This is a genomic window from Pseudomonas sp. PDM04 (genome assembly GCF_014851765.1).
Lineage (GTDB): Bacteria > Pseudomonadota > Gammaproteobacteria > Pseudomonadales > Pseudomonadaceae > Aquipseudomonas.
This window is the reverse complement of the sequence record NZ_JACVAI010000004.1, coordinates 597,557-619,461: the sequence shown is the minus strand read 5'-3', so window position 1 is coordinate 619,461 and position 21,905 is coordinate 597,557. Positions and strand designations below refer to the sequence as shown.

Below are 21,905 nucleotides of genomic sequence, written 5' to 3'. Positions count from 1 at the left end.
GATCGGGAGCTCAAGGCAGTGGCTAACCTTCTGTTCTTCCCCCAGCCGTTCCCGGATGAGTCGCTCTACAGCCTGGCCGTGCGCTATCACAAGCTAGCGGCCAATCCAGGATACCGCGTGTCAAGCCACGAGCTCTTCGGTAGCTACTCGCGTACCTGTGGTTCCATTTTGCCATGCTGCTTAGGGGCTCTGTCTGAGCGTCTGGGAGGCGCCATTCCCGTAGGAGAGTTGATCAATCGCTTCACACTTTTACCGCTTTATTTGCCGTTTTTGAATGAACAGAAGGGCCGCGATGCCGTTGTTCTAATGGGAGGTAATCGGGGTACAGGACTCAAGATGGCCTTGGGCATAACAGCGTCGCGTTTCCTCCAACACGCCTCGTTTAGATATTGCGAGAGCTGCGTCGGACAGGACATGCTGGAGTGCGGCTTAGCCTACTGGCATCGTATTCATCAAGCTTCGGGCATTTGCGTCTGTCCGCGCCACAGCGAAGTGCTACAGGCGATGAGATTTCCCAAAGGGGCAGATTGGCGTTGCATGTTGCTACCGGGCGAATCAGGTGGAACGCCGGTTATGGACTGTGGAGAACACAGCGCGGCCATTGCGATTGCCCGTATGCAGCTATGGGGGCTCGACCACCCCGATGAGATCAAAGCGATCCAGGCTGGAAATTTTTTCAGGACCCGTTTGGACGAGATGAGTTTTATTAGGTCTGGTCGAATTAGAGAGGGAATGCTGAGAGAGTTCTTAACCAGGCGACTTCGGTGCAGTCCTAGCGCTGCCGAGTTTGAAGAAATGGTTCGGTCCTGTGACTGGGTTTTGCAGATCATACGGCGACGAGAGCGAATCGTGCAGCCCTTCAAGTTCTATTTCCTCTGCTGGCTCCTCGATCTGGAGCTGGAACACCTCAAGACCTACTGTCCAGAGGCCGATATATCCGCTGGTGTTATGGTCTGTCGTGATAGGCCGAATAACCTTACTGATGACAATGACCTCCAAGCCCGCCGGTTAGCCTTTGCAAACAGTGCTAACCCCAAATGTCATGACAAGCCGGGCTATCAGTGGTTGTACCGCCACGACAGGGAATGGTTGGTCAACTATGTTGCTGCAAACCCCTACCTCAGAGATCGAAAGATTCGAATCGACTGGCAATCCAGGGACTTCACCCTTGCGTCAGAGCTCGCTAAAGCTAGGGCGATCTTACTTTCTGTACACGGAAAGCCTCAGCAGGTCACCCGCGCTGCTCTATGCAGGCTTGTGGTAAACGCCCACGCTTTCCTTAAAATGCCGGAACATTTTCCGAGGAGCATAAGGTTGATGGCGGATTTGCTTGAGTCTACTCATGACCACCAGCTGCGTAAAATCCGGTGGGCAATCCGAGAATACTCTCTGACTGAACACTGTGCCATGAGTGTTCTCTACCGTTATGCCGGAATACGGATATCTCGCGTATCCGAAGATGAAATCCTCATGCAGATACGTGACGATATGGACTAGTTCTATTGGCTTCGTGCAAGAGTTTATTGAATATGGATTTTTTCTTCTCTCGCAGGAGGTCTTGCTCATCTTGGTTCGCTAGCAAATTTAAATAATTCTCAGCGGTGTGACATCCTAAAAATACATACATAGGAAATTTGTCACTGGTGGAGATACTGCTCGTGGTAAGTCTCGACGTAATCCCCATTTCTTTGTAAATCAGTTTGGACATATCCAGCTCGGTGCGTTCGAATTCTCTAGTGCGATTAATCATGAGGCTTGCATATGCGATAAAGTCTGCCGTTCCATCATGTATCATCGGGCCGCGGTAGCCCAGAAGATCTGCGACAAATTTGGCGTACATATGACGGGTTGATCCGAATTCTCGCTTTTGACGTCTTGACCATTTGCCCTGCTTGCTGCACTTGGCTAGGTGACCAATCTCGTGCTTTTTCAGTGGCATTGAGCAGGCCGGACATGTTTCGATTAGAGTGCAAGCATGAGTACTGCAAACCTGTACGGAACCCAACACGTGCCTGCAATGAATATAGGGGCTTCCGCAGTTATTCAAGTCTTCGAGAACGCAATCTGGACAAACTTTCTGCCAAGTCTTTGGTGTGACGATTGCGGTCGCTCGATGACGACCAAGCGCAGCTATCATAGGATACAAAGTGTGGTCGTTTAGGACTAGTTCGGAAATTTTGTGGTCGTCTAGCAGTTTTGGGTAATAAAATTCTTGATGCGGCCGCCACTCTGCTTGCACGGTGCTTAAGGTTTTACTAATCCCAAAGCCAACACGAGGTATCGGTTTTATATAGAAATCTTCAGTTTTTAGAGATTTAATACCTAGAAGCTCATTGCCTCGCTTAAGCGCTGATGCGACATATTCTCCAGGTAATGGTGCGAAAATTCTCATTAATTGAAGTGCTTGTACACGTTGCTAGACGGGCGGTATGCCATTTTAGTTAGAAGTCACCGGTATCGCATCCACATTGGTGACCGTATTGGGCTATTGTGAAGGTGGAAGGGCGCCGGACGTGCTTGGGAATCAAAATGGCTAGTCTGGCAGCCAACGCACAAGAGGAGGTCGATGCAGTGAATCCTACAAGCACTCGCCCACCTGTTGAATCGCAGGCCTTTCCACCAACGTTCCACCTGGTTCATACCCACCCCGACGGGTTGAGCCAGCTGGAGCTCCTGAGTCTAGTCCAAACAGGATTCTTTTTCAGCGACGTGAAGTGCATGGTCGAGTCATCGAGCCTGTTCAAGGCTCGTAACCTCGTCGGGCGAATCACAGGAAGATCGACCAGAAGCATTCACCGTCTGAGCCATCCCGCTCAGGCCCATCGTCTGGATGCCCAGCAGAGCGCGGTGGCGTTCCAGTATGCGAAAGGACTGGAGCTTGCATCGAAGGTATTTGGCTCTCAGATGCTCGCGGAGCAGTGGCTTTGTCGGCCGTGCGGCCGTTTGTTGGGGTTTGTACCCTTCGAGATGCTCGACACGTCGCTCGGGTTCAGCGTCGTAGCGGACTATCTTGAGCGTATACGCTTGGGTGTCTACCAGTAGCTTGCCTGAGGGCGAGGTTGGTATGCGGCGAGGAGGCAACGCTACCTCTTTTTACATGCGGGACTTACAACCTTGTAATTCCCGTATCACTCAATTGACAGCGATCAACCCCTAATCTTCAGTCACGTTTATTGGAGTGATTGAAATGAAAGTCATCAAAAGTATCACCGCTATCCTGGCCCTAGTGGCTTCGTCAGCCGTACTCGCCGAAGGAGGATCCGACCGTCTGCATGGAAAGATGATTCAGGCCAATGAGCAAGCTATGCGAGCTTATGCCGCTGCCAAGGGAAAGAACCCACCGGAGGTGATCCACTATCGCTACGGGATGCGGCTCGACGTGGCGAAGGTGATCAGCATGACGTCGACCAAGGCGAGCTGTGACGTGATGCCGGCACAGATGAATTACGAGGATTCCAACGGAGACGTGAAAATCCTTGAATACCGGACCGCTGGAGTCGGTTGCCGGGGCCAGAACTGAGCACTGAGCGAGTGGACAGGACTTACTCTGATAAAACGCCGGGTTGAAGCGTCAATTCCGGCAATAGATCGCCTGGTTACCGGCTTTCATGACTGGTGGAGTACGATGAGGACTGGTAGCTCAGGCAGGAGAGTCCAATGACTCAATCAGCGCGCACCACGGTAAAGTGCCTAGATCCCGGCGACGGCTCCGGCGATGTGATTGTGGAATTACCCGATGACATTTTGCGCGAGCTCGGGGTCACGACGGGCGACAGACTCTCCATGGAGCTCATCAACGGCGATATCGTACTCAAGCCAGTCCGCGAGCGCCGTGAATCTGACTAGCTACCCTTTGTAGCCCCTCTCTGTCGTCCTGTTGAGCTGATGAAGCTTTCTAGCGGGGGAATAAGGGACGGCAGTCAGCCTACCGCCGTCCTCCTGGTAGGTGCGTTATTTGGCTGGATAGTTGGCGACTACTTGGTCCTCGCCGCTTTTGATTAAACCAATGACTTGGTAGGCATGGCTTACGCCATCAACCTCCATGCCTGGGGACCCAGCTGGCATTCCTGGTACGGCGATCCCGACTAGATCGTTCCGCCCCCTGAGTTCTCGAATCTGCTCAGCTGGCACGTGACCTTCAACAAACTTTCCGTCGATCACAGCTGTGTGGCAGGACGCTAACCGTGGCGCTACGCCCAGCTTCTGTTTCACTGCGCTCATGTCCGTCTCAACATGGTCGGTCACTTTGAAACCATTGGCTTCCAGGTGCGCGATCCACTTCTTGCAGCAACCGCAGTTCGCGTCTCGGTGAACGTCGATGGACAATGGCTCGGCAGCATAGGCCGCCGAGGTCACCAGAAGCCCAGCGATAGCGGCTAGCCGAACGAATATCCGGTTAGTTGGCATGAGTGTGCTCCTTACCGTCTTTGTGAACATGCGTCTTTGGCGACGATGTCGGGTGGGCATCCGAATGGGCCTCGGCCGCATTGTGGTCACCGTGATGATCTGCCGCTTGAGCGGAGCCTGCGGGTGCAGCTCCATGGTCGTGAGCTGCCTGGGCATGATCGTCGTCTGCCGCTTCATCGTGATCACCATGCTCGGCACGACCGCTCCCGCCGTGCTGGCCCTCATGGTTGTGCATATCGCTTTCACCGCCGCCGTGCTGGTGGCCGCCGCTCGTGGCCACCAAGGCCTTGTACTGCTCGGCATTCATCTGGGGCAGTTGATCCAGGAACGCGACGATTCCCCAGATGTACTCATCGCCCATGCTCTTGCCCCAGGCGGGCATGCCCGTGGCTTTGATACCGTGCTTGATTGTCCAGAATGCGGCGGCTGGATCGCCTCCGACACCCACCTTGGTGAGGTCGGGTGGCGACGGGTATAGCGCTTGGCTTAGCTCAGTCTTCCCAACGCCAGGGGCAAGGTGACAGCCTATACACATGGCGTTGTAGTTGCCCGCCCCCGCTTTGATCAACGCGGCTTCCTTCAGATCAGGGACTTCGATGTCTCGCGCTCGAACCTCAATAGACCGATCACGAGCCATGGCGAGAAAGGAATGGACTGCCGGGAAGTGAGGATCATCAGCGCCGACATTCACCAGACCGAAATAGGCTGTGCCCAATACCGCAGCACTTCCGACAGCACCGGCCCCAAGCAGCGTTGTAATTGTTTTTTTCATGTTGGAATTCTCAGAACCACATCCGGATACCGGCAACGAAGCGTGCCTCATCAACATCTCCACCCTCGTCTCGGATGAAGTCAGCGGTGTTGCCGTAGGAGCGGCTCCAGGTAACGCCTATGTATGGAGCAAACTGGCGGACAATTTCATACCGTAGGCGCAGCCCGACTTCGGTATTGGCAAGGCCCGAGCCAACGCCGCGCTCAGGATCGTTCTTGCCATAGAAATTGACCTCGGCCGTGGGCTGCAAAATCAAGCGATTGGTCAGCAGGATGTCGTATTCGCCCTCAAGACGCGCAGCAGTCTGACCGTTCTCGCCTATAAACGCCGTGGCTTCGGCCTCGAAGTCATACAGAGCCATGCCCTGAATACCAAAGGCTGCCCAGGTCTGTGGGGATTCCGGTTTGAAATCCTGGCGGACCCCGGCGACCACATCCCACCAAGGGCTGACCGAGCGCCCGTACAGGAGTTGCAGCTCAGCATCTTCGGTTACCCCATTGGTGCGCTCGCCTTCCGAACGAACCCAGAGGCGATTAATGTCGCCGCCTATCCAGCCTGATGCGTCCCAGGCCAGGGTGCTGCCCTCATCGGCGTCCTGGTATTCGAGCTGGTCCAACAGGAAGAAGCTGTTGATTCCGCTGTCGTGCACTTGGTGGCCACCCAGGGGCGGAAAGGCCGACTCGCGATCCGCATCAGTGAGCACTGGAATCGGCGTGCGGCTCGTCGTGGTCGGAGAAGTCGCTGAGCTATGGTTCATCTGGGAATGGTCCATGCCCTTCATAGAGCCGTGATCCATGCCCTGCATGTTTCCATGGTTCATTTTGCTGTGGTCCATCTTGTTGTGGTCCACCGGGCTGGATTTACTCTTGCTTTGAGCATGCCCCATCTGGCTGTGATCAACAGGGGCAGGCTTTTTCTGCTGTTTGCCCATCCCCATCTTGCTGTGATCCATCGCCGGCATCGATTCGGATGGAGCAGCATCCATTTGCATGGAGCCGTGCCCCATTTTCGAATGATCCATGCCCGAGTGATCCATTTCTTCAGCAGCGAAGCTGGGCGTTACGCCCAGCATGCTGATCGAAACGGTCAGAGCCAGCAGCGAAGGCCGCCCGAGGCTATTGGCCATCTTTCCCTGCCTTAGCTTTGTCGCTGCCATGCGATTTCATCATTTTGTCGTGGTCCATGCCTTCCATCGAGCCATGGTCCATTCCCTTCATCGAGCCGTGGTCCATACCTTCCATGGAACCATGGTCCATGCCTTCATGGTTCATCCCCTGGCCCTGCTTGTCCTGCGAGCCTTTGGCTTTGCCGGCCTCTGTGGTTTTCTGGGAATGCTGATCATGATTGTCGCTGGACCACGACGACGGGGCATAAACAGCCAGAATGCCTACCATCGCAGCAGAAAGGAAAAAGGCGCTTCGTTTCATTGGTTTGCTCATCTCAAATCTCCAGTTCATTCGTCCACACGTACTTCTCGGAACATGCCCATTTCCATGTGGAACAGTAGGTGACAGTGATAGGCCCAACGTCCCAAGGCATCTGCGGTGACGCGATAGCTTCGTTTTGAGCCAGGTGGCATGTCGATGGTGTGCTTGCGAACCATGAAGTTGCCGTTCTCGTCCTCCAGATCACTCCACATACCGTGGAGGTGGATGGGGTGAGTCATCATGGTGTCGTTGACCAAGGTGATGCGAAGACGCTCGCCATATTTCAACCGCAGCGGTTCAGCGTCGGAGAATTTGATACCGTCGAACGACCACGCGAACTTCTCCATGTGGCCGGTAAGGTGCAGTTCGATTGTCCGTCCAGGCTCTCGACCATCGGGATCGATGAAGGTGCTCCGCAGATCGGCGTACGTCAGCACTCGACGCCCGTTGTTGCGTAGGCCAATTCCCGGATCGTTCAGCTTTGGCGTTGGCGACATAGTCTGCATATCGACCAGTGGGTTGTTGGTCTCGGAAGCCGGATGGCTTTGCATTGCGCCGCTCATGCCGGCCATGCCTTCATTGCCCATCCCAGTCATCTTGCTGTGGTCCATACCGGCCATGCTGCCGTGGTCCATTCCAGCCATCTTGCTGTGATCCATGCCGGCCATGCTGCCCTGGTCCATGCCAGCCATGCTGCCATGATCCATTCCGCCCATGCTGCCGTGGTCCATGCCCATATCGCTCATGGCGATGATCGGGCGTGGATCTACCGCCGGTACGGGCGCTTGCAAGCCTTCGCGAACTGCCAGGGTGCCTCGGGAATACCCGGTACGGTCCATGGATTGCGCGAAAATCGTATAGGCCTGTTCGTTTTCAGGCTCGACGATGACATCGTAGGTTTCAGCAACGGCGATCCGGAACTCATCGACCGATACGGGTTTGACGTACTGGCCGTCGGCAGCCACAACCGTCATCTTGAGCCCAGGAATCCGGACATCGAAATAGGTCATGGCCGAGCCGTTGATGAATCGCAGGCGGATCTTCTCGCCGGGCTTGAAGATACCCGTCCAGTTGCCGTTCGGAGCTTGGCCGTTCATGAGGTAGGTGTAGGTATACCCGCTCACATCTGCGAGGTCGGTGGGGCTCATCTTCATTTCAGCCCACATCTTCCGATCCGCTACAGCGGCCGACCAGCCTTTCTCGCTCACGTCGTCAACGAAGTCGCTGACCGTGCGCTTGTGGAAGTTGTAATAGTCGGACTGCTTCTTGAGTTTGGAGAGCACCCGCGCCGGGTCCTCATCCGTCCAATCGCTGAGCATGACGACGTAATCGCGGTCATATACAAACGGCTCGGGATCCTTAGCATCGATCACCAGTGCGCCATAGACCCCAGACTGCTCTTGGAGGCCTGAGTGGCTGTGATACCAGTAAGTGCCGTTCTGGTGGACCTTGAACTTGTATTCGTACATGCCATCGGGAGCGATGCCGTGAAAGCTCAAGCCCGGCACACCGTCCATATTGGCGGGCAGGATTATGCCGTGCCAGTGAATGGAGGTGTCCTGTTTCAACCGGTTGCGTACACGCAGCGTCACGGTGTCGCCTTCGCGCCATCGCAGGATCGGCCCAGGCACGGAGCCGTTGATGGCCATGGCCGTACGAGCTGCCCCCGTAATGTTGACGGGCAGTTCACCGATATACAGGTCGAATTCATTGCCGCTGAGCACGTTCGGTTGGCCAGGGCTGGTCACAGCCCAGACCGGCGCGCGCCACATGCCGAGCCCACCCAGAAGTCCGGTAGCGGCCAGGCCTTTGACGAATGATCGTCTCGTGGTTTTGCTTTGCATGCCGTTGCGTCCAGTCAGGTAGATCGCTGATATCCAGGCTGCTCGATGGCGCAGCCCTTGGGTTCGTTGGAGCTCTCACCAGTCTCGTAGACTTTCGCTACTGCGCGAGGCTGATGAGAGGCCGTAGTCTGAAACTGCCATAGTTCAGATTCCGGAGTGATTACATTTCTGTAAGCTCGGATCAGCAGCTCTCGTGGCCGACATGCTTGCTGGACTGTGCGGCGACCGGCGGCTGCTCTTTCTCCTGCTGCGCAACCTGATAGGCCTGCATGGAGTTTTGGCGAGCCGCTTCCATCCGCGCAAAGGTCCGGTCCGCGCCGCCCTCTGCCAGGGCGATGCCTGCCATGCCGAAGGTAACGACCACCACAATTGCTTTGACCATGTTCATCTGGAGATCCTCAGTGGGTTCTGCGCCTCATGGCGTCAGGTACAGGGTCAAATTAGCCTCGCGGTGCTGTCAGAAAACTGATCGCGACATTACTTTTCCGTCAGCTTCTGGTTGGGCGTCTTTTTTCCTGCAAACTGGAGATGCACTCCGCGTGGATGAGAGCAGATGAAATTACTCGTAGCCGAAGATGAGCCGAAAACCGGTGTCTACCTCCAGCAAGGCCTAACAGAGGCTGGCTTCACTGTAGACCGGGTGATGACAGGCACTGACGCCCTGCAACAGGCGCAGAGCGAAGCGTATGACTTGCTGATCTTGGACGTAATGATGCCGGGGCTCGATGGCTGGGAGGTCCTGCGCAAGATCCGGGCAGCGGGGAAAGACGTGCCGGTCCTCTTTCTCACGGCCCGTGATGGCGTAGATGATCGCGTTAAAGGCTTGGAGCTGGGTGCTGATGACTACCTTGTGAAGCCCTTTGCGTTCTCTGAGCTGTTGGCTCGGGTCCGCACACTGCTGCGCAGAGGCAACGGTGGTTCTGCTCAAACCACCATGAAGATGGCGGACCTTGAGGTTGACCTGCTCAAGCGCCGGGCTACGCGAAACGGCAAGCGGATCGACCTTACTGCCAAGGAGTTTGCCCTTTTGGAGCTGCTCATGCGCCGACGCGGGGAGGTGCTCCCCAAGTCGCTGATCGCTTCTCAGGTCTGGGACATGAACTTCGACAGTGACACCAACGTGATCGAGGTCGCGATTCGCCGACTGCGGGCCAAGATTGATGACGACTTCGCGCCAAAGCTCATCCATACCGCCCGAGGCATGGGCTACATGATGGATGTGGCAGAGTGATGCGCCCGCAATCATCGCTCGTCAAGCGACTGACCCTGATGTTCATGTTCGCGGTGACTGCTGTCTTGGTCGTTGCCGGCGTGGCTTTCTACGGGCTCAGCCAGCACCATTTCCGGATGCTGGATGAGCAGGCGCTCTCCGAAAAGCTGGAGTCAACGCGTCATATTCTGTCCATTTCAGCAGCGCGAGGCGAGCTCGGCGATCAGGAGCAGCAGCTGCGGGCATTGCTCGGCGCACATCAGGATCTTTCGGCGAAAATCACCAAGGCTGACGGAACGACCCTTTTTTCAGACTCCAAAGCCTCCCAAATTCCTCAGCGGTTCGAGCAGGCGCGCCAGGGTGCGGTCTGGGAGTGGCAGGATGAATCGCAGAACTTCCGCGGTATCACCGCCCAGATGACCATCGCGGGCGAAACGGAACCGGTGACGGCCGTGCTGATGCTCGATGTCACCACTCACGCGCATTTCTTTGTCACCCTGCAATGGTGGTTCGGCATCGGCTTGGTGATCAGCGCGATTGTGAGCGCAGGCTTGGGCTGGGTCGTTGCCAAGAGTGGGCTTCGGCCTGTCGGGCAAATCACCAAAGTGGCCACCGGGATGTCGGCAAGATCGCTCCGCGAGCGCATTCCGCTGGAGCCCGTACCGCTAGAGCTTCAGGAGCTCATCCTGTCTTTCAACGGGATGCTGGGACGGTTGGAGGATGCATTCGTTCGGTTGTCCAACTTCTCTGCCGATATCGCTCATGAGTTGAGAACGCCGGTCAGCAACCTACTTACCCATACCGAAGTGGTGCTCACCAAGAAGCGTGACCTGGATGCCTATGAGGAAAACCTCTATTCGAACCTTGAAGACCTCAAGCGCATGTCGCGCATGATCGACGACATGCTTTTCCTCGCGAAGGCGGATAACGGTCTGATCGTGCCTGAGCAGATTGATGTGGAGCTCTCCGAACTCGTATCCAAGCTGTTCGAGTACTACCAGTTTCTGGCTGAGGATCAAGGCATCCAGCTGACCCTCCAAGGTCGTGGCAAGGTTCGTGGCGATCTCTTGATGATTGACCGAGCGCTTTCCAACCTTTTATCGAACGCGTTGCGCTACACCCCGGAAGGCAACGAGATATCAGTGCAGATCGAGCAAACACGTGAAAACGTGACGTTGTCCATACGTAACAGCGGAGTAACCATCGATCCTCAGCACATTGGCAAGATCTTCGACCGGTTCTATCGGGCTGATCCAGCCAGACGCGAAGGCGGACCAAGCAATGCAGGCCTGGGCCTGTCGATAACACGCTCCATCATCGAGGCTCACAGCGGACGAATTTGGTGTACTTCAGCGGAGGGATTCACAACTTTTTACATCAGCCTTCCAGCCTCCAAGCGGTTGTTTGGTGAAGCCTCTTAATGCTGAATTCATCCCGGTAACCTATATTCGCCCATCATGAAACGCTTCATTCGACTGCTCACCATCCTGATGCTTATCGTGGCGCTTCCGCTTAACGGGATGGCGGGCATCGATTCGGCGACTGAACCTTGCCCAATGCAGACCATGGGCATGGAAATGATGGCGGGCATGGACCATGACTGCTGCCAGGACCAAGAGCCGGGCAAGACTGGTGACCATGCCAAATCCTGCAAGGTAGGCCAGGAGTGCAGAACTGCCAGCACAGTGCAGCTCAGCTTCCTGACGCCTGGACTGACCTATGCCAAGCCACGACCTGCCGATACCTACGCTGTAGGCATAGCAACAGGTTCTCCCCCCGATCCATGGCGTCCTCCCCGCGTCTGACTCCCTCTTAATTTCACACCATCGTTCTGCCTAGCAGCGGGCCGATGGCACGCGCCTGGGCGCTGATCTTTCGAGGAATCATTCTCATGACTCCCCAACGTTTTCAGGGACGAACTCCCACTGCCGTCCTTTTCATACTGCTGCCGGCTGTCTCAGCACAGGCGACAACGCTGCCGCTGGATGAAGCGCTGCAACTGGCTGAACGCAACGCTCCCTCTCTACAAGCCCGCCAAGAGCAGGCATCAGCTGCGCGCAACTTGGTCATTCCAGCGGGCGAACTACCCGATCCGCGCCTGAATCTTGGAGTACAAAACCTGCCGATTGAAGGCGCTGATCGCTGGAGCTTGAACAGAGACTTCATGACCATGCAGGTGGTTGGCCTGTCCCAGGACGTACCGAACCGGGACAAACGTAAAGCTCGCGTAGAGACAGCTCAGGCCACGGTCGAGCGAGCCGATGCTGAGGCGGTCTTCGAGCGCCTGAAGATTCGAGCGGCAACCGCGCAGGCTTGGGTTAATGCGTACACCGTGCAGCGAAAACTTGAACAGTTCGACGCTTTCTACAAAGAAAACCAGCTGCTGGCTTCTACGGTGCGGGCGCGCCTGGCCGGTGGCGCAGGCTCGACGACCGATACGCTGGCTCCGAAACAGGAATTGGCGCAGCTGGACGAGCAGAAGGATGTTTTATTGAGTCAGGCAGCTCAAGCGCGATCCGCGCTGAAGCGCTGGATTGGGCAGGACGCCGAAGTAGGGGCGCCGACGTTCCCACTCTGGCCTGTAGACGCAGCTGAATACCTGCACTCCGTACATGCCCACCCGGAGCTCAATACCTACAACGCCATGACACGCGAGGCGCAAGCCCAGGTACACCAGGCCCAGGCAGAAAAGAAGTCGGATTGGTCTTGGGGGGTGGATTATCAGCGTCGTGGCCCGGACTTCAGCAACATGGTCAGCTTGCAAGTCAGCTTCCAGCTGCCGTTGTTCACCGGCTCCCGGCAAGACCCGATGATTGCGGCACGACGCGCGCAAGTTCGTCAGTTGGAGGATGAGCAGGATGCAGCCCTGCGCGAGCATCAAGCCCAGCTTGAAACAGACCTTGCCGAGTACCAACGTTTGCAGCGGGCGGTGCGGCGCAGTCGCGAGACGCTTCTACCTCTGGCCGAGGACCGGGTACGCCTCGCTCTGGCGGACTACCGCGCCGGTAAGTCGCCGTTGAGTGAAGTGCTGTCGGCACGTCGGCAACGCGTGGAAGCGCTGTTACAGGATGTGGATCTGCAAGGACAGTTGGCTGCAACAGCAGCGCGTCTGCATTTCGTATATGGAGAGGTGCGGGCATGAGGAATAGGTCGATTGGGTTGGTTGTGGCTGCTGCCCTTGCTATTGGAGCAGGCGCGGGCTTCTGGCTAGGTGGACGGGGCACGGTTACCCCATCGCAGCCAGTAGGTGAGCAAAAAGCGCTGTATTGGTACGACCCGATGTATCCCCAGCAGCATTTCCCGGCACCCGGAAAGTCGCCGTTCATGGACATGCCGCTCGTGCCCAAGTATTCAGGCGAGACGGATGACAAGGGGCAGCCTGCGGTTCAGGTCTCGGCTGGGCTCCAGCAAAATCTCGGGATGCGATTGGCAACGGTGATGGCTGGCAGGCTTGAACGATCCCTGAGCGTGAGCGGCGTTCTGGCGTTCGACGAACGCGACTTCAGCGTGTTGCAGGCCCGTACTGGCGGTTACGTCGAACGCGTATATGGCCGGGCGGCGGGGGATATAGTTGCTAAAGGGGCTCCCCTAGCCGATGTGCTGACCCCGGAGTGGGCTGGTTTGCAGGAGGAATATCTGGCGTTGCGGCATTCCGGCGACGCTCAACTGACAGCGGCGGCACGACAGCGGCTCCTGCTCTCCGGCATGCCGGTCTACCTGATCAACCGGGTCGCGAGCACTGGAAAGGTACAGCTCTCGGTCACACTTTCCGCGCCCACTGCCGGTGTCATCCAGGTTCTCGATCTGCGACCCGGCATGACGCTGACGCCGGGGACTACCTTGGCAAGGATCAACGGAGTGGCCAACGTCTGGCTGGAAGCCGCTGTGCCAGAAGCCCAGGCTCAAGGCCTGCGCGAAGGCCAGCCTGTGCAAGCGCAATTGCCAGCTTTCCCAGGCGATCCGGTACCGGGCAAGTTGACCGCGCTGTTGGCTGATGCCGATTTGCAAAGCCGCACGTTGCGCCTGCGTATCGAGTTGCCCAACCCGGATGGACGGCTTCGTCCTGGGATGACCGCTCAAGTGGCTCTCAATCCCGGCGTGTCTGCCGAGCAGAGCCTCTTGGTGCCTGCCGAGGCGGTCATACGTACCGGCAAGCGGGATCTGGTGATGCTGGCTGAAGAAGGTGGTCGCTTCCGACCGGTGGAAGTCGTGTTGGGTCAGGAGAGCAAGGGGCAAGTTGCGGTGTTGCAGGGCCTTCAGGCAGGTCAGCGCATCGTAGCGTCGGGGCAATTCCTACTGGACTCCGAAGCTAATTTGAAAGGCATCGAAGCGGCGACGGCGCAAGACGCTCAGCCAAAAGCGGGGCCCGCCTTACATGAAGCGAACGGCCGTATCGTGCAGATAGACGGAGCCCAGCTCACCGTTGACCATGGTCCCTTCCTCACCCTGGGTATGCCTGGGATGACCATGACCTTCCCGGTGGCTGATCAGTCGCTCCTTGATGGCCTCAAGGTCGGTGCACAGATTCGCTTTGGGATACGCGAACGCGACGAGGGCATGGTGGTTGAGCAGATCAAAGTGTTGGAGGGCCAACCATGATTGCCAAACTGATCCGCTGGTCGGTAGGCAACCGGGTACTGGTGCTGCTCGCTACGCTGTTTCTGGTGGCATGGGGCTTCGTCTCGGTGCGCAGTCTGCCAATCGACGCCTTGCCCGACCTGTCGGATGTACAGGTGATCATCCGCACGTCCTACCCAGGTCAGGCTCCTCAGATCGTTGAGAATCAGGTGACCTATCCGCTGACCACCACAATGCTCTCGGTTCCGGAGGCCAAAACGGTACGCGGCTTCTCCGCCTTCGGTGACAGCTTCGTCTACGTGCTGTTCGAGGACGGCACCGATCTGTATTGGGCGCGCTCTCGGGTTCTTGAGTACCTGAGCCAGGCACAATCGCGATTACCTGCGGCAGCCAAGCCGGTACTCGGACCGGACGCCACCGGAGTCGGGTGGATTTTTCAGTATGCGCTGGTCGATCGCAACGGTGGCCATGACCTGTCGCAACTGCGCAGCCTGCAGGACTGGTTCCTGCGCTATGAGCTCAAGACCCTGCCGGATGTCGCTGAGGTGGCCACCATCGGCGGTATGGTCAAGCAATACCAAGTCCTCCTCGATCCGCTTCGCATGGCCAGCCTCGGTATCACCCAAGCTGAGGTGATAGAGGCTATAGGTAAGGCCAACCAGGAGACCGGCGGTGGTGTGCTGGAGCAAGGCGAAGCAGAATTCATGGTTCGTGCGGCCGGCTACCTAGGATCGCTGGACGATTTCAGAGCGATCCCTCTGCGACTGGCTACCAAGGGCGTGCCGGTGAACTTAGGCGATGTCGCTACGGTGCAGATAGGTCCGGAAGCCCGCAGAGGCATAGGTGAACTGGACGGCCTCGGTGAAGCCGTAGGTGGAGTGGTTATCCTGCGCAGCGGCAAGAATGCTCGTGAGGCCATCGCGCACGTCAAGGCCAAGCTCGAAACCCTGAAGAAAGGCCTGCCTGCCGGGGTGGAGCTTGTCACCGTCTACGACCGCAGCCAGCTGATCGACCGTGCTGTGGAGAACCTCAGTCACAAACTGGTCGAGGAGTTTGTGGTAGTGGCGTTGGTATGCGCAGCGTTTCTCTGGCACCTGCGCTCGTCGCTGGTGGCCATCGTGTCGCTGCCCGTGGGAATCCTGATTGCGCTGATCGTCATGCGTCATCAGGGCATCAACGCCAACATCATGTCCCTTGGCGGAATCGCTATTGCCATCGGTGCAATGGTGGACGCTGCCGTGGTCATGATCGAGAACGCCCACAAACGTGTAGAGGCCTGGCATGCCCAGCATCCTGGTCAACCTTTGCGGGGCGAAGCGCATTGGAACGTAATGACGGAGGCGGCCGTCGAGGTTGGACCAGCGCTGTTCTTCAGCCTCATGATCATCACGCTCTCGTTCATCCCGGTGTTCACGCTGCAAGCCCAGGAGGGCCGCCTCTTTGCCCCCCTGGCCTTTACCAAGACCTACGCGATGGCAGCGGCGGCTGCGCTATCGGTGACCCTGATACCGGTGCTGATGGGGTACTGGATCAGAGGGCCACTGCCTGCGGAACAGCGCAACCCGCTCAACCGGGGCCTCATCCGGCTGTACCGTCCGGCATTGGAGGTCGTCCTGCGCCGGCCCTTGCTTACCCTCGCTGGAGCATTGCTCATCCTGCTCAGCAGTCTGTGGCCCTTGAACCATCTGGGTGGCGAGTTTCTTCCCCCACTTGATGAAGGTGATCTGCTCTACATGCCTTCAGCCTTGCCTGGACTCTCCGCGCAGAAAGCTTCAGAGCTGTTGCAGCGAACGGATCGCTTGATTCGTACAGTCCCCGAGGTAGCCAGCGTCTTTGGTAAGGCCGGCCGCGCCGAATCGGCCACTGACCCTGCACCGCTGGAGATGTTCGAGACCACCGTGCGGCTCAAGCCCAAGAGTGAATGGCGTCCAGGTATGACCACTGAGAAGCTAATCGAAGAGCTTGACCGTATCGTGCGTGTGCCTGGGCTCACCAATATCTGGATTCCGCCTATCCGCAATCGGATTGACATGCTGGCCACCGGCATCAAGAGTCCGATCGGCGTCAAGGTTGCCGGCAGCGATCTGAACCAGATAGACCGGGCTACCCTTGCTGTAGAGCGGGCAGCGATAAAGGTGCCTGGAGTGACTTCGGCCCTGGCAGAGCGTTTGACTGGCGGTCGCTACATTGATTTGGACATCGACCGCCATGCCGCTGCGCGTTATGGCCTGAACATTACCGACGTACAGGCTATTGTAGCCGGTGCCATAGGTGGCGAAACCATTGGGGAAACGGTTGAAGGGTTAGCTCGCTTTCCCATTAGCGTGCGCTATCCACGTGAATGGCGTGATTCCGTGGAGGCGTTGCGTCAGCTGCCGATCTACACGTCGCAGGGGGGCCAGCTGACGCTTGGCACCGTGGCCCGCATACGTATTGCCGATGGCCCGCCCATGCTCAAGAGCGAAAATGCTCGCCCCTCGGGCTGGGTGTACGTCGATGTGCGCGGCAGAGACCTATCGTCTGTTGTGGCAGACCTGCGGCAGGTGATCGACACCGAGGTAAAGCTAGATCCGGGCATGAGCTTGAGTTACTCCGGGCAGTTCGAATACTTGGAGCGCGCTAACGCACGCCTGGCCTGGGTGGTGCCGGCGACGCTGGCCATCATCTTCGTGCTGCTCTACCTGACTTTTGGGCGCCTCGGTGAGGCGCTACTCATCATGGGCACGCTACCGTTCGCGCTAACCGGAGGCGTTTGGCTGCTGTACTTGCTGGGCTACAACCTGTCGGTGGCCACAGGCGTTGGTTTCATTGCCTTGGCCGGCGTAGCGGCGGAGTTTGGCGTGATTATGCTCATTTACCTGAATAACGCTTGGGCTGAGCGTCAGGCCAGTGGCGAAACCACACGAGCAGCGCTGCTCGGCGCAATCCGTGAGGGTGCGGTGCAGCGCATCAGACCCAAGGCAATGACCGTGGCGGTCATCGTTGCAGGCCTGCTGCCCATCCTCTGGAGCAGCGGTACCGGCAGCGAGGTCATGAGTCGCATCGCGGTGCCCATGGTCGGCGGCATGCTAACCGCTCCGTTGCTCTCCCTGTTTGTAATACCTGCGGCATACTGGCTGATCCGTCGCCGCGAACTTACTGTCACTACCCCCAACCCCTCAGGAGAAAACCAATGAAAAAGCTAATCGTCATCGCAGCCCTGGTCACAGCTTTCGCCGCCAGTGTGCATGCCCAGGACATGGATGGTATGGACATGAAGAACATGCCAGCTTCCGCCGAAGGAGGCCAAGGCACCCAGGCGGCACCCACCGCGCATGCTGAAGGGGCAATAAAGGCGCTGGATCCTCAAAGCGGAAAAATCACATTGGCCCACGGCCCGGTAGCAGAGCTCAAATGGCCGGCGATGACCATGGGTTTCCATGCTGAGCCTGCACAGCTGAAGGGCTTGAACGTAGGAGACAAGGTGAAATTTGGGTTCCGTATGGAAGGAAGCGTCGCGAAGATCGTGAGCATTCATAAGCAGTGATGTTCCAGCCTTAAATGATCGGGCACGCCTTCACACCGAGAGGATTCGGACAAGCTTACAGAAATGTAATCAATCTTCAGGACCCCGTCAGGTCGAACGCTACATACCGTCATGAGACGGTGCACTGGCATCAAATCGACCCGATACCGGAGATATGACCATGAACAGTCGCTTTGAAGAATGCATCTCGGAATGCCTGCGCTGTGCGCTGGCCTGTGAAGGCTGTGCGTCAGCCTGCCTACAAGAACAAGATGTAAAAATGATGGCTGACTGCATCAAGCTGGACAGAGATTGCGCAGATATGTGCAACCTTGCGGCTACCTTGATGGCACGAGAAAGCATGCTGGCCAAAGAGCTTTGTGCCCTATGCGCCAAAATTTGCCGGGCCTGCGGGGAGGAGTGCGGTAAGCATAAGGCAGACCACTGTCAGCAATGCGCCCAGGCCTGCATGACCTGCGCAGAATCCTGCGAAGCAATGGCTGCGTAAGCGAATTTCGCCAAACCTCCGCCTGCTTTCCATGCGCCTGATTAAGGATTTGGGTACGTCGATAATCGTCGTGCTTAGGGAGGCGGGTAGACCGCTGATGGGCATGCGCCCTGGCAGAGCCTAGCTTGGGAAGCTAGCAAACCAAAGGCGCTGCGACCCGATAGCAAAGAAGCCCGCCTCAGCGGCGGGCTATCAGATGTCTCCAAGGGGAGGCTGTAGGCCAACAAGTCTCGGAGCAAGCACTTGTAGGATACGCCTGTTGGCTCACGCCCACCAGCCCGCTTCGGCGGAAGCGAATGGTCCTACGTTCTGACGGCCGGCATTGGGAGCGGCTTGGTGAAGGCCACGTCGATTTGTAGGGCAATCCACCAAGACAAAGCCGGCTGATTATCCCCAAGCGGTATACCCTCAGGAAGAGTCAAAGGCAAAGCTAGGGGTGAATCTAGCGGGTACCCACATTTGAGGGCAAAATCACCAGCTTCGCCTACAGTGCATTGGGTTGAGGGGAAAGGTGTGGGAGCAGAGCTAGATCGGGTAAAGGATCGCAAAAGGAGCAGAGCGTTAATCGAAGACCTCTACCTGGACGCGAACCGAGTTTACGTAATTCACTACTCCTGCGAATCGTTTTATGAAAATGATACGGGGGAGTCGAAACGTGTGACATCCATCGCCACACGGAACCTAAAAACCGGCCAAACCAAATCGTGGTCCATCCATAAAGAAGCAGAGCTCAGCAAACAGCTCTCCAGCATGCAAGCAGAGCTCAATAAATTCGAAAAGTCGATGCTGAAAGGTTTTTTCCAATGGCTTGATAAGCACAAGGATTGTCGGTTCCTGCATTGGAACATGCGAGACGAAAATTTCGGGTTCTTTGCGCTTGAGCATCGCTTTCGGGTGCTCGGGGGCAAACCCGTAGAGCTGCCGGATGACAAGAAGGTTGACCTTGCGCGTGAGCTGGTTGCGTTATATGGAAGAAACTATGCCCCGCATGCCGATAGTAGGGGAAGGAAAGGCAGGATCATGGCATTGGCTGAACTCAATAATGCCAGCGACCAAGACGCACTGCCCGGCGCTGATGAGGCTGCCGCCTTTGTGAACGCTGAGTACATAAAAATGCATCAATCGACCCTAAGGAAGCTCGATATGTTTGCGAACTTCTTCGAGCGTACACATGAAAAGTCCTTGAAGACAAAATCCAAATGGTACGAGCGGAACGGGGTGCATCCTGTTGTGTTAATTGAAATCGTCAAAGACCACCCGATCTACACGACAGTTATCGTACTGAGCGGCCTTGCCATTGCCGCTGTCAATTTCAGCCGTTTCTTGGCCCTTTTCAACTAGCCCCCTGTAGTGCAAGCACCATTTCACCAATCTTTGGGCATCATTATTAGGTTTGGAGGTGTCTACAAAACTGGGACGATTCAGGTTTACTCACATGTGTTGGAGGATTAGTGCTGTCGCAGCCAGCAACGGCGCGGGCTGGGACGCTCTAGCGTGGCATTCGGGTTTAGGATACGAAGCTCATTGGAGCCTCGGGTCGAAGGCCGTCGTCACCGAACTCAAACCGCCAATACCCCACATCATGCCAAGCATCGAGCTTGAATCCGACCTGCGGAAACGTACCGATGTGCTGAAAACCGAGTCGTTCGTGCAGCCCGACACTGCCTTCATTCGGCAAGGCGATACCGGCATACGCCGAGCGATATCCCAGACGCTTCAGAACCGGCAGCAGCACGTCATAGAGCTGCCGAGCAATTCCGCTGCGGCGCTGCCCCTCGGCGACATACACCGTCACATCCACCGCCCACCGGTACGCCGCACGCGCCCGGTGCTGACTGGCGTAGGCATAGCCGACTACCCGTCCTTCTCGCACAGCCACCAGATACGGATAGGTTTGCAGCGTCGTGGAGATACGCTCACACATTTGCTCCACGCTCGGCACTGCCTCTTCGAATGAGATGGCCGTGTTGAGTACGATGGGCGCGTAGATGATCTGGATCTCTTCTGCATCCTCTGGTCTGGCGACACGAATTTCGATTCCGCTATGCATCCGACTGCTCCAAGCTGTTCAGGTGTTCGACTACTTCGTTAACTGTGCTGCGCGCGGTACGGGTGACGCCAATCAACGTCGCCGAGGCCAAGCCGGTCCAGTCGCCATATCCGACCAGCCAGAGGCGCGGCTCGCGAATAGAACGCCCCCCATCAACCTCGACCCTTCCGTAGTCATCCAGCACGTCCAGTGCCTTAAGGTGATCCAGTGCCGGCCGGAATCCAGTACACCAGACCACCACATCGACCTGGGTTTTCTCACCGTTGGGCCAGACGACCCCATCCGACGTAAATGAGGTGAAAGGCCTTACAGCACGAAGGGCCCCGCGCTCGCGAGCCCGGACTACTGAGGGCACCATGACGATATCACCAAGCCCACCGACCTGTGCGTCGATAACACGGCCCTCCTGTTGAGCCTTGAGGCGCTCGGTAGCCCGTTCGAACAGCACCCGGCCATCCACGTCATCAGGCAGAAACGCCGGTTCCTTCGTGGTTACCCACGTTGCGTCGGCGATCTCGGACAGCTCCGCGTAGATTTGCGCCCCCGAGTTGCCACCACCAACGACCAGCACGCGTTTTCCTTGGAAAGCCTCTGGTAACTGGTACTGGGCGGAGTGAATCTGCTGCCCCTGGAACAGCTCTATCCCCGGATAGGCCGGAACATTGGGCTTGCTCCAGGTCCCCGTTGCGCTGATGACGGCACGGGCTTCCCAGTTGCGGTCCTTCGAGCGCACACGAAGACCACGTGCGGTCCGCTCCACCGCCGTGATGCTGACGGGGCGAACGATAGGAAACCCGTAGCGCGCCTCGTACTGCTCCAGGTAGCTGACCACGTGATCCCTATCAGGATTACCTTCGGTGACTGGCGGCATCGGCCAGCCCGCGATGGAGCTCCAAGCGGAGGGCGAGAACAGCGTCAGCGAGTGCCAGCCATGGCGCCACGCCCCGCCCGCAGCCTCTTCAGCGTCAAGCAGCAGGAACGAGAGCTTGGCCCGCTTGAGAAAATAGGCCACCGTCAGCGCGGACTGCCCGCCGCCAATCACGATGACATCGAGTAGCTCGCCTTCGGTGGCCATGGTTTCTCCTGTCTGGCTGGAGCGCTCAGCCTTCGCCGAACTGGTTGATGTAGTTGATGTGCGCAGGCTTCTGAATCGCCCGTGGGCGAAGATCCTGCACCCATGCAATCGCCTCGCGGCGCGGCATTCCGGACTCGATCAGCAGACGGGCAGCGAACAGCCCGGTGCGGCCGGAGCCGCCCTTGCAGTGGATGGCCAGGGCCTTGTTGGATGCGAGCAAAGCGTTCAACTGGTGGCGGATCTCTCCCAGCCCGACCTCGAAGTTTTTATCCGGAGCATGATCATCCTTGATCGGCAGTTGGTACCACTCCAACCCATGCTGCTTGGCCGCGACGCCAAGCTGGGCAACTCCGTTTTCCTGAAGCTCTGCGTCCGACATCAGCGTAACCAGCGCCACGGCACCGGCCTTCTTGAGCGTATCCAGGCTTTCAGCGAGACCGCTGGTCTGGGTGCCCGGACAAGGCGTAAAAATCAGCACACCCGGAGCATGGGGCAACGATTTCAATGAGTAAGGATGCGACATGCTCAT

23 protein-coding genes are annotated in these 21,905 nt (G+C 57.3%); 13 read left to right on the top strand and 10 right to left on the bottom strand.

Features of this window, described 5'->3' with window-relative positions:
* The first annotated feature begins 18 nt into the window (after positions 1 to 18).
* Entirely contained in the window at positions 19 to 1,497 is a 1,479-nt protein-coding gene (locus tag IB249_RS18910; RefSeq protein WP_031312166.1) for a TnsD family Tn7-like transposition protein, read from the top strand.
* Here the strand turns inward: IB249_RS18910 and IB249_RS18905 are convergent.
* On the bottom strand, positions 1,469 to 2,392 hold the full coding sequence (locus tag IB249_RS18905; protein WP_128611062.1) for a TniQ family protein: 924 nt from the start codon (positions 2,390 to 2,392) through the stop codon (positions 1,469 to 1,471). The genes IB249_RS18910 and IB249_RS18905 overlap by 29 nt on opposite strands.
* Before the next feature lie 137 nt (positions 2,393 to 2,529).
* Here IB249_RS18905 and IB249_RS18900 point away from each other — a divergent pair, with 137 nt between their 5' ends.
* From IB249_RS18900 to IB249_RS18890, 3 genes are all read left to right on the top strand, one after another.
* Positions 2,530 to 3,042: an antitoxin Xre/MbcA/ParS toxin-binding domain-containing protein gene (locus tag IB249_RS18900; protein WP_023048572.1), complete on the top strand. Its 513-nt coding sequence runs from the start codon at positions 2,530 to 2,532 to the stop codon at positions 3,040 to 3,042.
* Between the two features lie 145 nt (positions 3,043 to 3,187).
* Positions 3,188 to 3,520, top strand: coding sequence for a DUF2790 domain-containing protein (locus IB249_RS18895; RefSeq protein ID WP_012316932.1), 333 nt, complete (start codon positions 3,188 to 3,190; stop codon positions 3,518 to 3,520).
* A 137-nt stretch (positions 3,521 to 3,657) separates the two neighbouring features.
* Positions 3,658 to 3,846 (top strand): AbrB/MazE/SpoVT family DNA-binding domain-containing protein, encoded by a 189-nt coding sequence (locus tag IB249_RS18890; RefSeq protein WP_192307226.1) that lies wholly within the window; start codon positions 3,658 to 3,660, stop codon positions 3,844 to 3,846.
* A gap of 105 nt (positions 3,847 to 3,951) precedes the next feature.
* Here IB249_RS18890 and IB249_RS18885 read toward each other — a convergent pair whose 3' ends face one another.
* The 6 genes from IB249_RS18885 to IB249_RS18860 form a co-directional block, all read right to left on the bottom strand.
* Positions 3,952 to 4,407 (bottom strand): DUF411 domain-containing protein, encoded by a 456-nt coding sequence (locus tag IB249_RS18885; RefSeq protein ID WP_023048571.1) that lies wholly within the window; start codon positions 4,405 to 4,407, stop codon positions 3,952 to 3,954.
* On the bottom strand, positions 4,397 to 5,179 hold the full coding sequence (locus IB249_RS18880) for a c-type cytochrome (protein ID WP_012316930.1): 783 nt from the start codon (positions 5,177 to 5,179) through the stop codon (positions 4,397 to 4,399). The genes IB249_RS18885 and IB249_RS18880 overlap by 11 nt, the downstream gene beginning before the upstream one ends.
* A 10-nt stretch (positions 5,180 to 5,189) precedes the next feature.
* Positions 5,190 to 6,305, bottom strand: coding sequence for a copper resistance protein B (locus IB249_RS18875; RefSeq protein WP_012316929.1), 1,116 nt, complete (start codon positions 6,303 to 6,305; stop codon positions 5,190 to 5,192).
* The gene (locus IB249_RS18870; RefSeq protein WP_012316928.1) at positions 6,295 to 6,618 is read right to left on the bottom strand and encodes a hypothetical protein; all 324 of its coding nucleotides are present in this window, start codon (positions 6,616 to 6,618) and stop codon (positions 6,295 to 6,297) included. The genes IB249_RS18875 and IB249_RS18870 overlap by 11 nt, the downstream gene beginning before the upstream one ends.
* 14 nt (positions 6,619 to 6,632) lie before the next feature.
* A complete protein-coding gene (locus tag IB249_RS18865) occupies positions 6,633 to 8,450 on the bottom strand; it encodes a copper resistance system multicopper oxidase (protein ID WP_012316927.1) in 1,818 nt (605 codons plus the stop codon).
* A 181-nt stretch (positions 8,451 to 8,631) separates the two neighbouring features.
* Positions 8,632 to 8,838, bottom strand: a complete 207-nt coding sequence (locus tag IB249_RS18860; protein ID WP_012316926.1) for a co-regulatory protein PtrA N-terminal domain-containing protein — start codon at positions 8,836 to 8,838, stop codon at positions 8,632 to 8,634.
* Between the two features lie 165 nt (positions 8,839 to 9,003).
* Here IB249_RS18860 and IB249_RS18855 point away from each other — a divergent pair, with 165 nt between their 5' ends.
* The 9 genes from IB249_RS18855 to IB249_RS18815 all read left to right on the top strand — a co-directional run bounded on the left by IB249_RS18855 (position 9,004) and on the right by IB249_RS18815 (position 19,592).
* Complete coding sequence (locus IB249_RS18855; protein ID WP_012316925.1) at positions 9,004 to 9,681, top strand: heavy metal response regulator transcription factor; 678 nt, start codon at positions 9,004 to 9,006, stop codon at positions 9,679 to 9,681.
* Complete coding sequence (locus IB249_RS18850) at positions 9,681 to 11,081, top strand: heavy metal sensor histidine kinase (RefSeq protein ID WP_023048570.1); 1,401 nt, start codon at positions 9,681 to 9,683, stop codon at positions 11,079 to 11,081. The genes IB249_RS18855 and IB249_RS18850 overlap by 1 nt, the downstream gene beginning before the upstream one ends.
* 36 nt (positions 11,082 to 11,117) lie before the next feature.
* Complete coding sequence (locus IB249_RS18845) at positions 11,118 to 11,465, top strand: hypothetical protein (protein ID WP_023048569.1); 348 nt, start codon at positions 11,118 to 11,120, stop codon at positions 11,463 to 11,465.
* Between the two features lie 86 nt (positions 11,466 to 11,551).
* Entirely contained in the window at positions 11,552 to 12,802 is a 1,251-nt protein-coding gene (locus IB249_RS18840; protein WP_023048568.1) for a TolC family protein, read from the top strand.
* Positions 12,799 to 14,259 (top strand): efflux RND transporter periplasmic adaptor subunit, encoded by a 1,461-nt coding sequence (locus IB249_RS18835; RefSeq protein WP_023048567.1) that lies wholly within the window; start codon positions 12,799 to 12,801, stop codon positions 14,257 to 14,259. Before IB249_RS18840 ends, IB249_RS18835 begins: the two co-directional genes overlap by 4 nt.
* Positions 14,256 to 17,414, top strand: coding sequence for an efflux RND transporter permease subunit (locus tag IB249_RS18830; RefSeq protein WP_023048566.1), 3,159 nt, complete (start codon positions 14,256 to 14,258; stop codon positions 17,412 to 17,414). The genes IB249_RS18835 and IB249_RS18830 overlap by 4 nt, the downstream gene beginning before the upstream one ends.
* Positions 17,411 to 17,764: a copper-binding protein gene (locus tag IB249_RS18825; RefSeq protein WP_023048565.1), complete on the top strand. Its 354-nt coding sequence runs from the start codon at positions 17,411 to 17,413 to the stop codon at positions 17,762 to 17,764. Before IB249_RS18830 ends, IB249_RS18825 begins: the two co-directional genes overlap by 4 nt.
* A 160-nt stretch (positions 17,765 to 17,924) precedes the next feature.
* Complete coding sequence (locus IB249_RS18820; RefSeq protein ID WP_371263243.1) at positions 17,925 to 18,251, top strand: four-helix bundle copper-binding protein; 327 nt, start codon at positions 17,925 to 17,927, stop codon at positions 18,249 to 18,251.
* Between the two features lie 657 nt (positions 18,252 to 18,908).
* Entirely contained in the window at positions 18,909 to 19,592 is a 684-nt protein-coding gene (locus IB249_RS18815) for a hypothetical protein (RefSeq protein ID WP_172439589.1), read from the top strand.
* A gap of 166 nt (positions 19,593 to 19,758) precedes the next feature.
* Here IB249_RS18815 and IB249_RS18810 read toward each other — a convergent pair whose 3' ends face one another.
* The 3 genes from IB249_RS18810 to IB249_RS18800 are packed head-to-tail and all read right to left on the bottom strand — an operon-like array spanning position 19,759 to position 21,905.
* Positions 19,759 to 20,301 (bottom strand): arsinothricin resistance N-acetyltransferase ArsN1 family B, encoded by a 543-nt coding sequence (locus IB249_RS18810; RefSeq protein WP_023048562.1) that lies wholly within the window; start codon positions 20,299 to 20,301, stop codon positions 19,759 to 19,761.
* Positions 20,294 to 21,376 carry an ArsO family NAD(P)H-dependent flavin-containing monooxygenase gene (locus IB249_RS18805; RefSeq protein ID WP_023048561.1) on the bottom strand — a complete coding sequence of 361 codons (1,083 nt, stop codon included), beginning with the start codon at positions 21,374 to 21,376 and terminating at the stop codon, positions 20,294 to 20,296. Before IB249_RS18805 ends, IB249_RS18810 begins: the two co-directional genes overlap by 8 nt.
* 25 nt (positions 21,377 to 21,401) lie before the next feature.
* Entirely contained in the window at positions 21,402 to 21,905 is a 504-nt protein-coding gene (locus IB249_RS18800; protein ID WP_080992800.1) for a cyclin-dependent kinase inhibitor 3 family protein, read from the bottom strand.

What these genes read in the sequence shown, in the direction of transcription:
- IB249_RS18905 (WP_128611062.1), bottom strand. Translation starts at nt 2,392, where the DNA reads ATGAGAATTTTCGCACCATTACCTGGAGAATATGTCGCATCAGCGCTT.
- IB249_RS18900 (WP_023048572.1), top strand. Translation starts at nt 2,530, where the DNA reads ATGGCTAGTCTGGCAGCCAACGCACAAGAGGAGGTCGATGCAGTGAAT.
- IB249_RS18895 (WP_012316932.1), top strand. Translation starts at nt 3,188, where the DNA reads ATGAAAGTCATCAAAAGTATCACCGCTATCCTGGCCCTAGTGGCTTCG.
- IB249_RS18890 (WP_192307226.1), top strand. Translation starts at nt 3,658, where the DNA reads ATGACTCAATCAGCGCGCACCACGGTAAAGTGCCTAGATCCCGGCGAC.
- IB249_RS18885 (WP_023048571.1), bottom strand. Translation starts at nt 4,407, where the DNA reads ATGCCAACTAACCGGATATTCGTTCGGCTAGCCGCTATCGCTGGGCTT.
- IB249_RS18880 (WP_012316930.1), bottom strand. Translation starts at nt 5,179, where the DNA reads ATGAAAAAAACAATTACAACGCTGCTTGGGGCCGGTGCTGTCGGAAGT.
- IB249_RS18875 (WP_012316929.1), bottom strand. Translation starts at nt 6,305, where the DNA reads ATGGCCAATAGCCTCGGGCGGCCTTCGCTGCTGGCTCTGACCGTTTCG.
- IB249_RS18870 (WP_012316928.1), bottom strand. Translation starts at nt 6,618, where the DNA reads ATGAGCAAACCAATGAAACGAAGCGCCTTTTTCCTTTCTGCTGCGATG.
- IB249_RS18865 (WP_012316927.1), bottom strand. Translation starts at nt 8,450, where the DNA reads ATGCAAAGCAAAACCACGAGACGATCATTCGTCAAAGGCCTGGCCGCT.
- IB249_RS18860 (WP_012316926.1), bottom strand. Translation starts at nt 8,838, where the DNA reads ATGAACATGGTCAAAGCAATTGTGGTGGTCGTTACCTTCGGCATGGCA.
- IB249_RS18855 (WP_012316925.1), top strand. Translation starts at nt 9,004, where the DNA reads ATGAAATTACTCGTAGCCGAAGATGAGCCGAAAACCGGTGTCTACCTC.
- IB249_RS18850 (WP_023048570.1), top strand. Translation starts at nt 9,681, where the DNA reads ATGCGCCCGCAATCATCGCTCGTCAAGCGACTGACCCTGATGTTCATG.
- IB249_RS18845 (WP_023048569.1), top strand. Translation starts at nt 11,118, where the DNA reads ATGAAACGCTTCATTCGACTGCTCACCATCCTGATGCTTATCGTGGCG.
- IB249_RS18840 (WP_023048568.1), top strand. Translation starts at nt 11,552, where the DNA reads ATGACTCCCCAACGTTTTCAGGGACGAACTCCCACTGCCGTCCTTTTC.
- IB249_RS18835 (WP_023048567.1), top strand. Translation starts at nt 12,799, where the DNA reads ATGAGGAATAGGTCGATTGGGTTGGTTGTGGCTGCTGCCCTTGCTATT.
- IB249_RS18830 (WP_023048566.1), top strand. Translation starts at nt 14,256, where the DNA reads ATGATTGCCAAACTGATCCGCTGGTCGGTAGGCAACCGGGTACTGGTG.
- IB249_RS18825 (WP_023048565.1), top strand. Translation starts at nt 17,411, where the DNA reads ATGAAAAAGCTAATCGTCATCGCAGCCCTGGTCACAGCTTTCGCCGCC.
- IB249_RS18820 (WP_371263243.1), top strand. Translation starts at nt 17,925, where the DNA reads ATGAACAGTCGCTTTGAAGAATGCATCTCGGAATGCCTGCGCTGTGCG.
- IB249_RS18810 (WP_023048562.1), bottom strand. Translation starts at nt 20,301, where the DNA reads ATGCATAGCGGAATCGAAATTCGTGTCGCCAGACCAGAGGATGCAGAA.
- IB249_RS18805 (WP_023048561.1), bottom strand. Translation starts at nt 21,376, where the DNA reads ATGGCCACCGAAGGCGAGCTACTCGATGTCATCGTGATTGGCGGCGGG.
- IB249_RS18800 (WP_080992800.1), bottom strand. Translation starts at nt 21,905, where the DNA reads ATGAGCATGTCGCATCCTTACTCATTGAAATCGTTGCCCCATGCTCCG.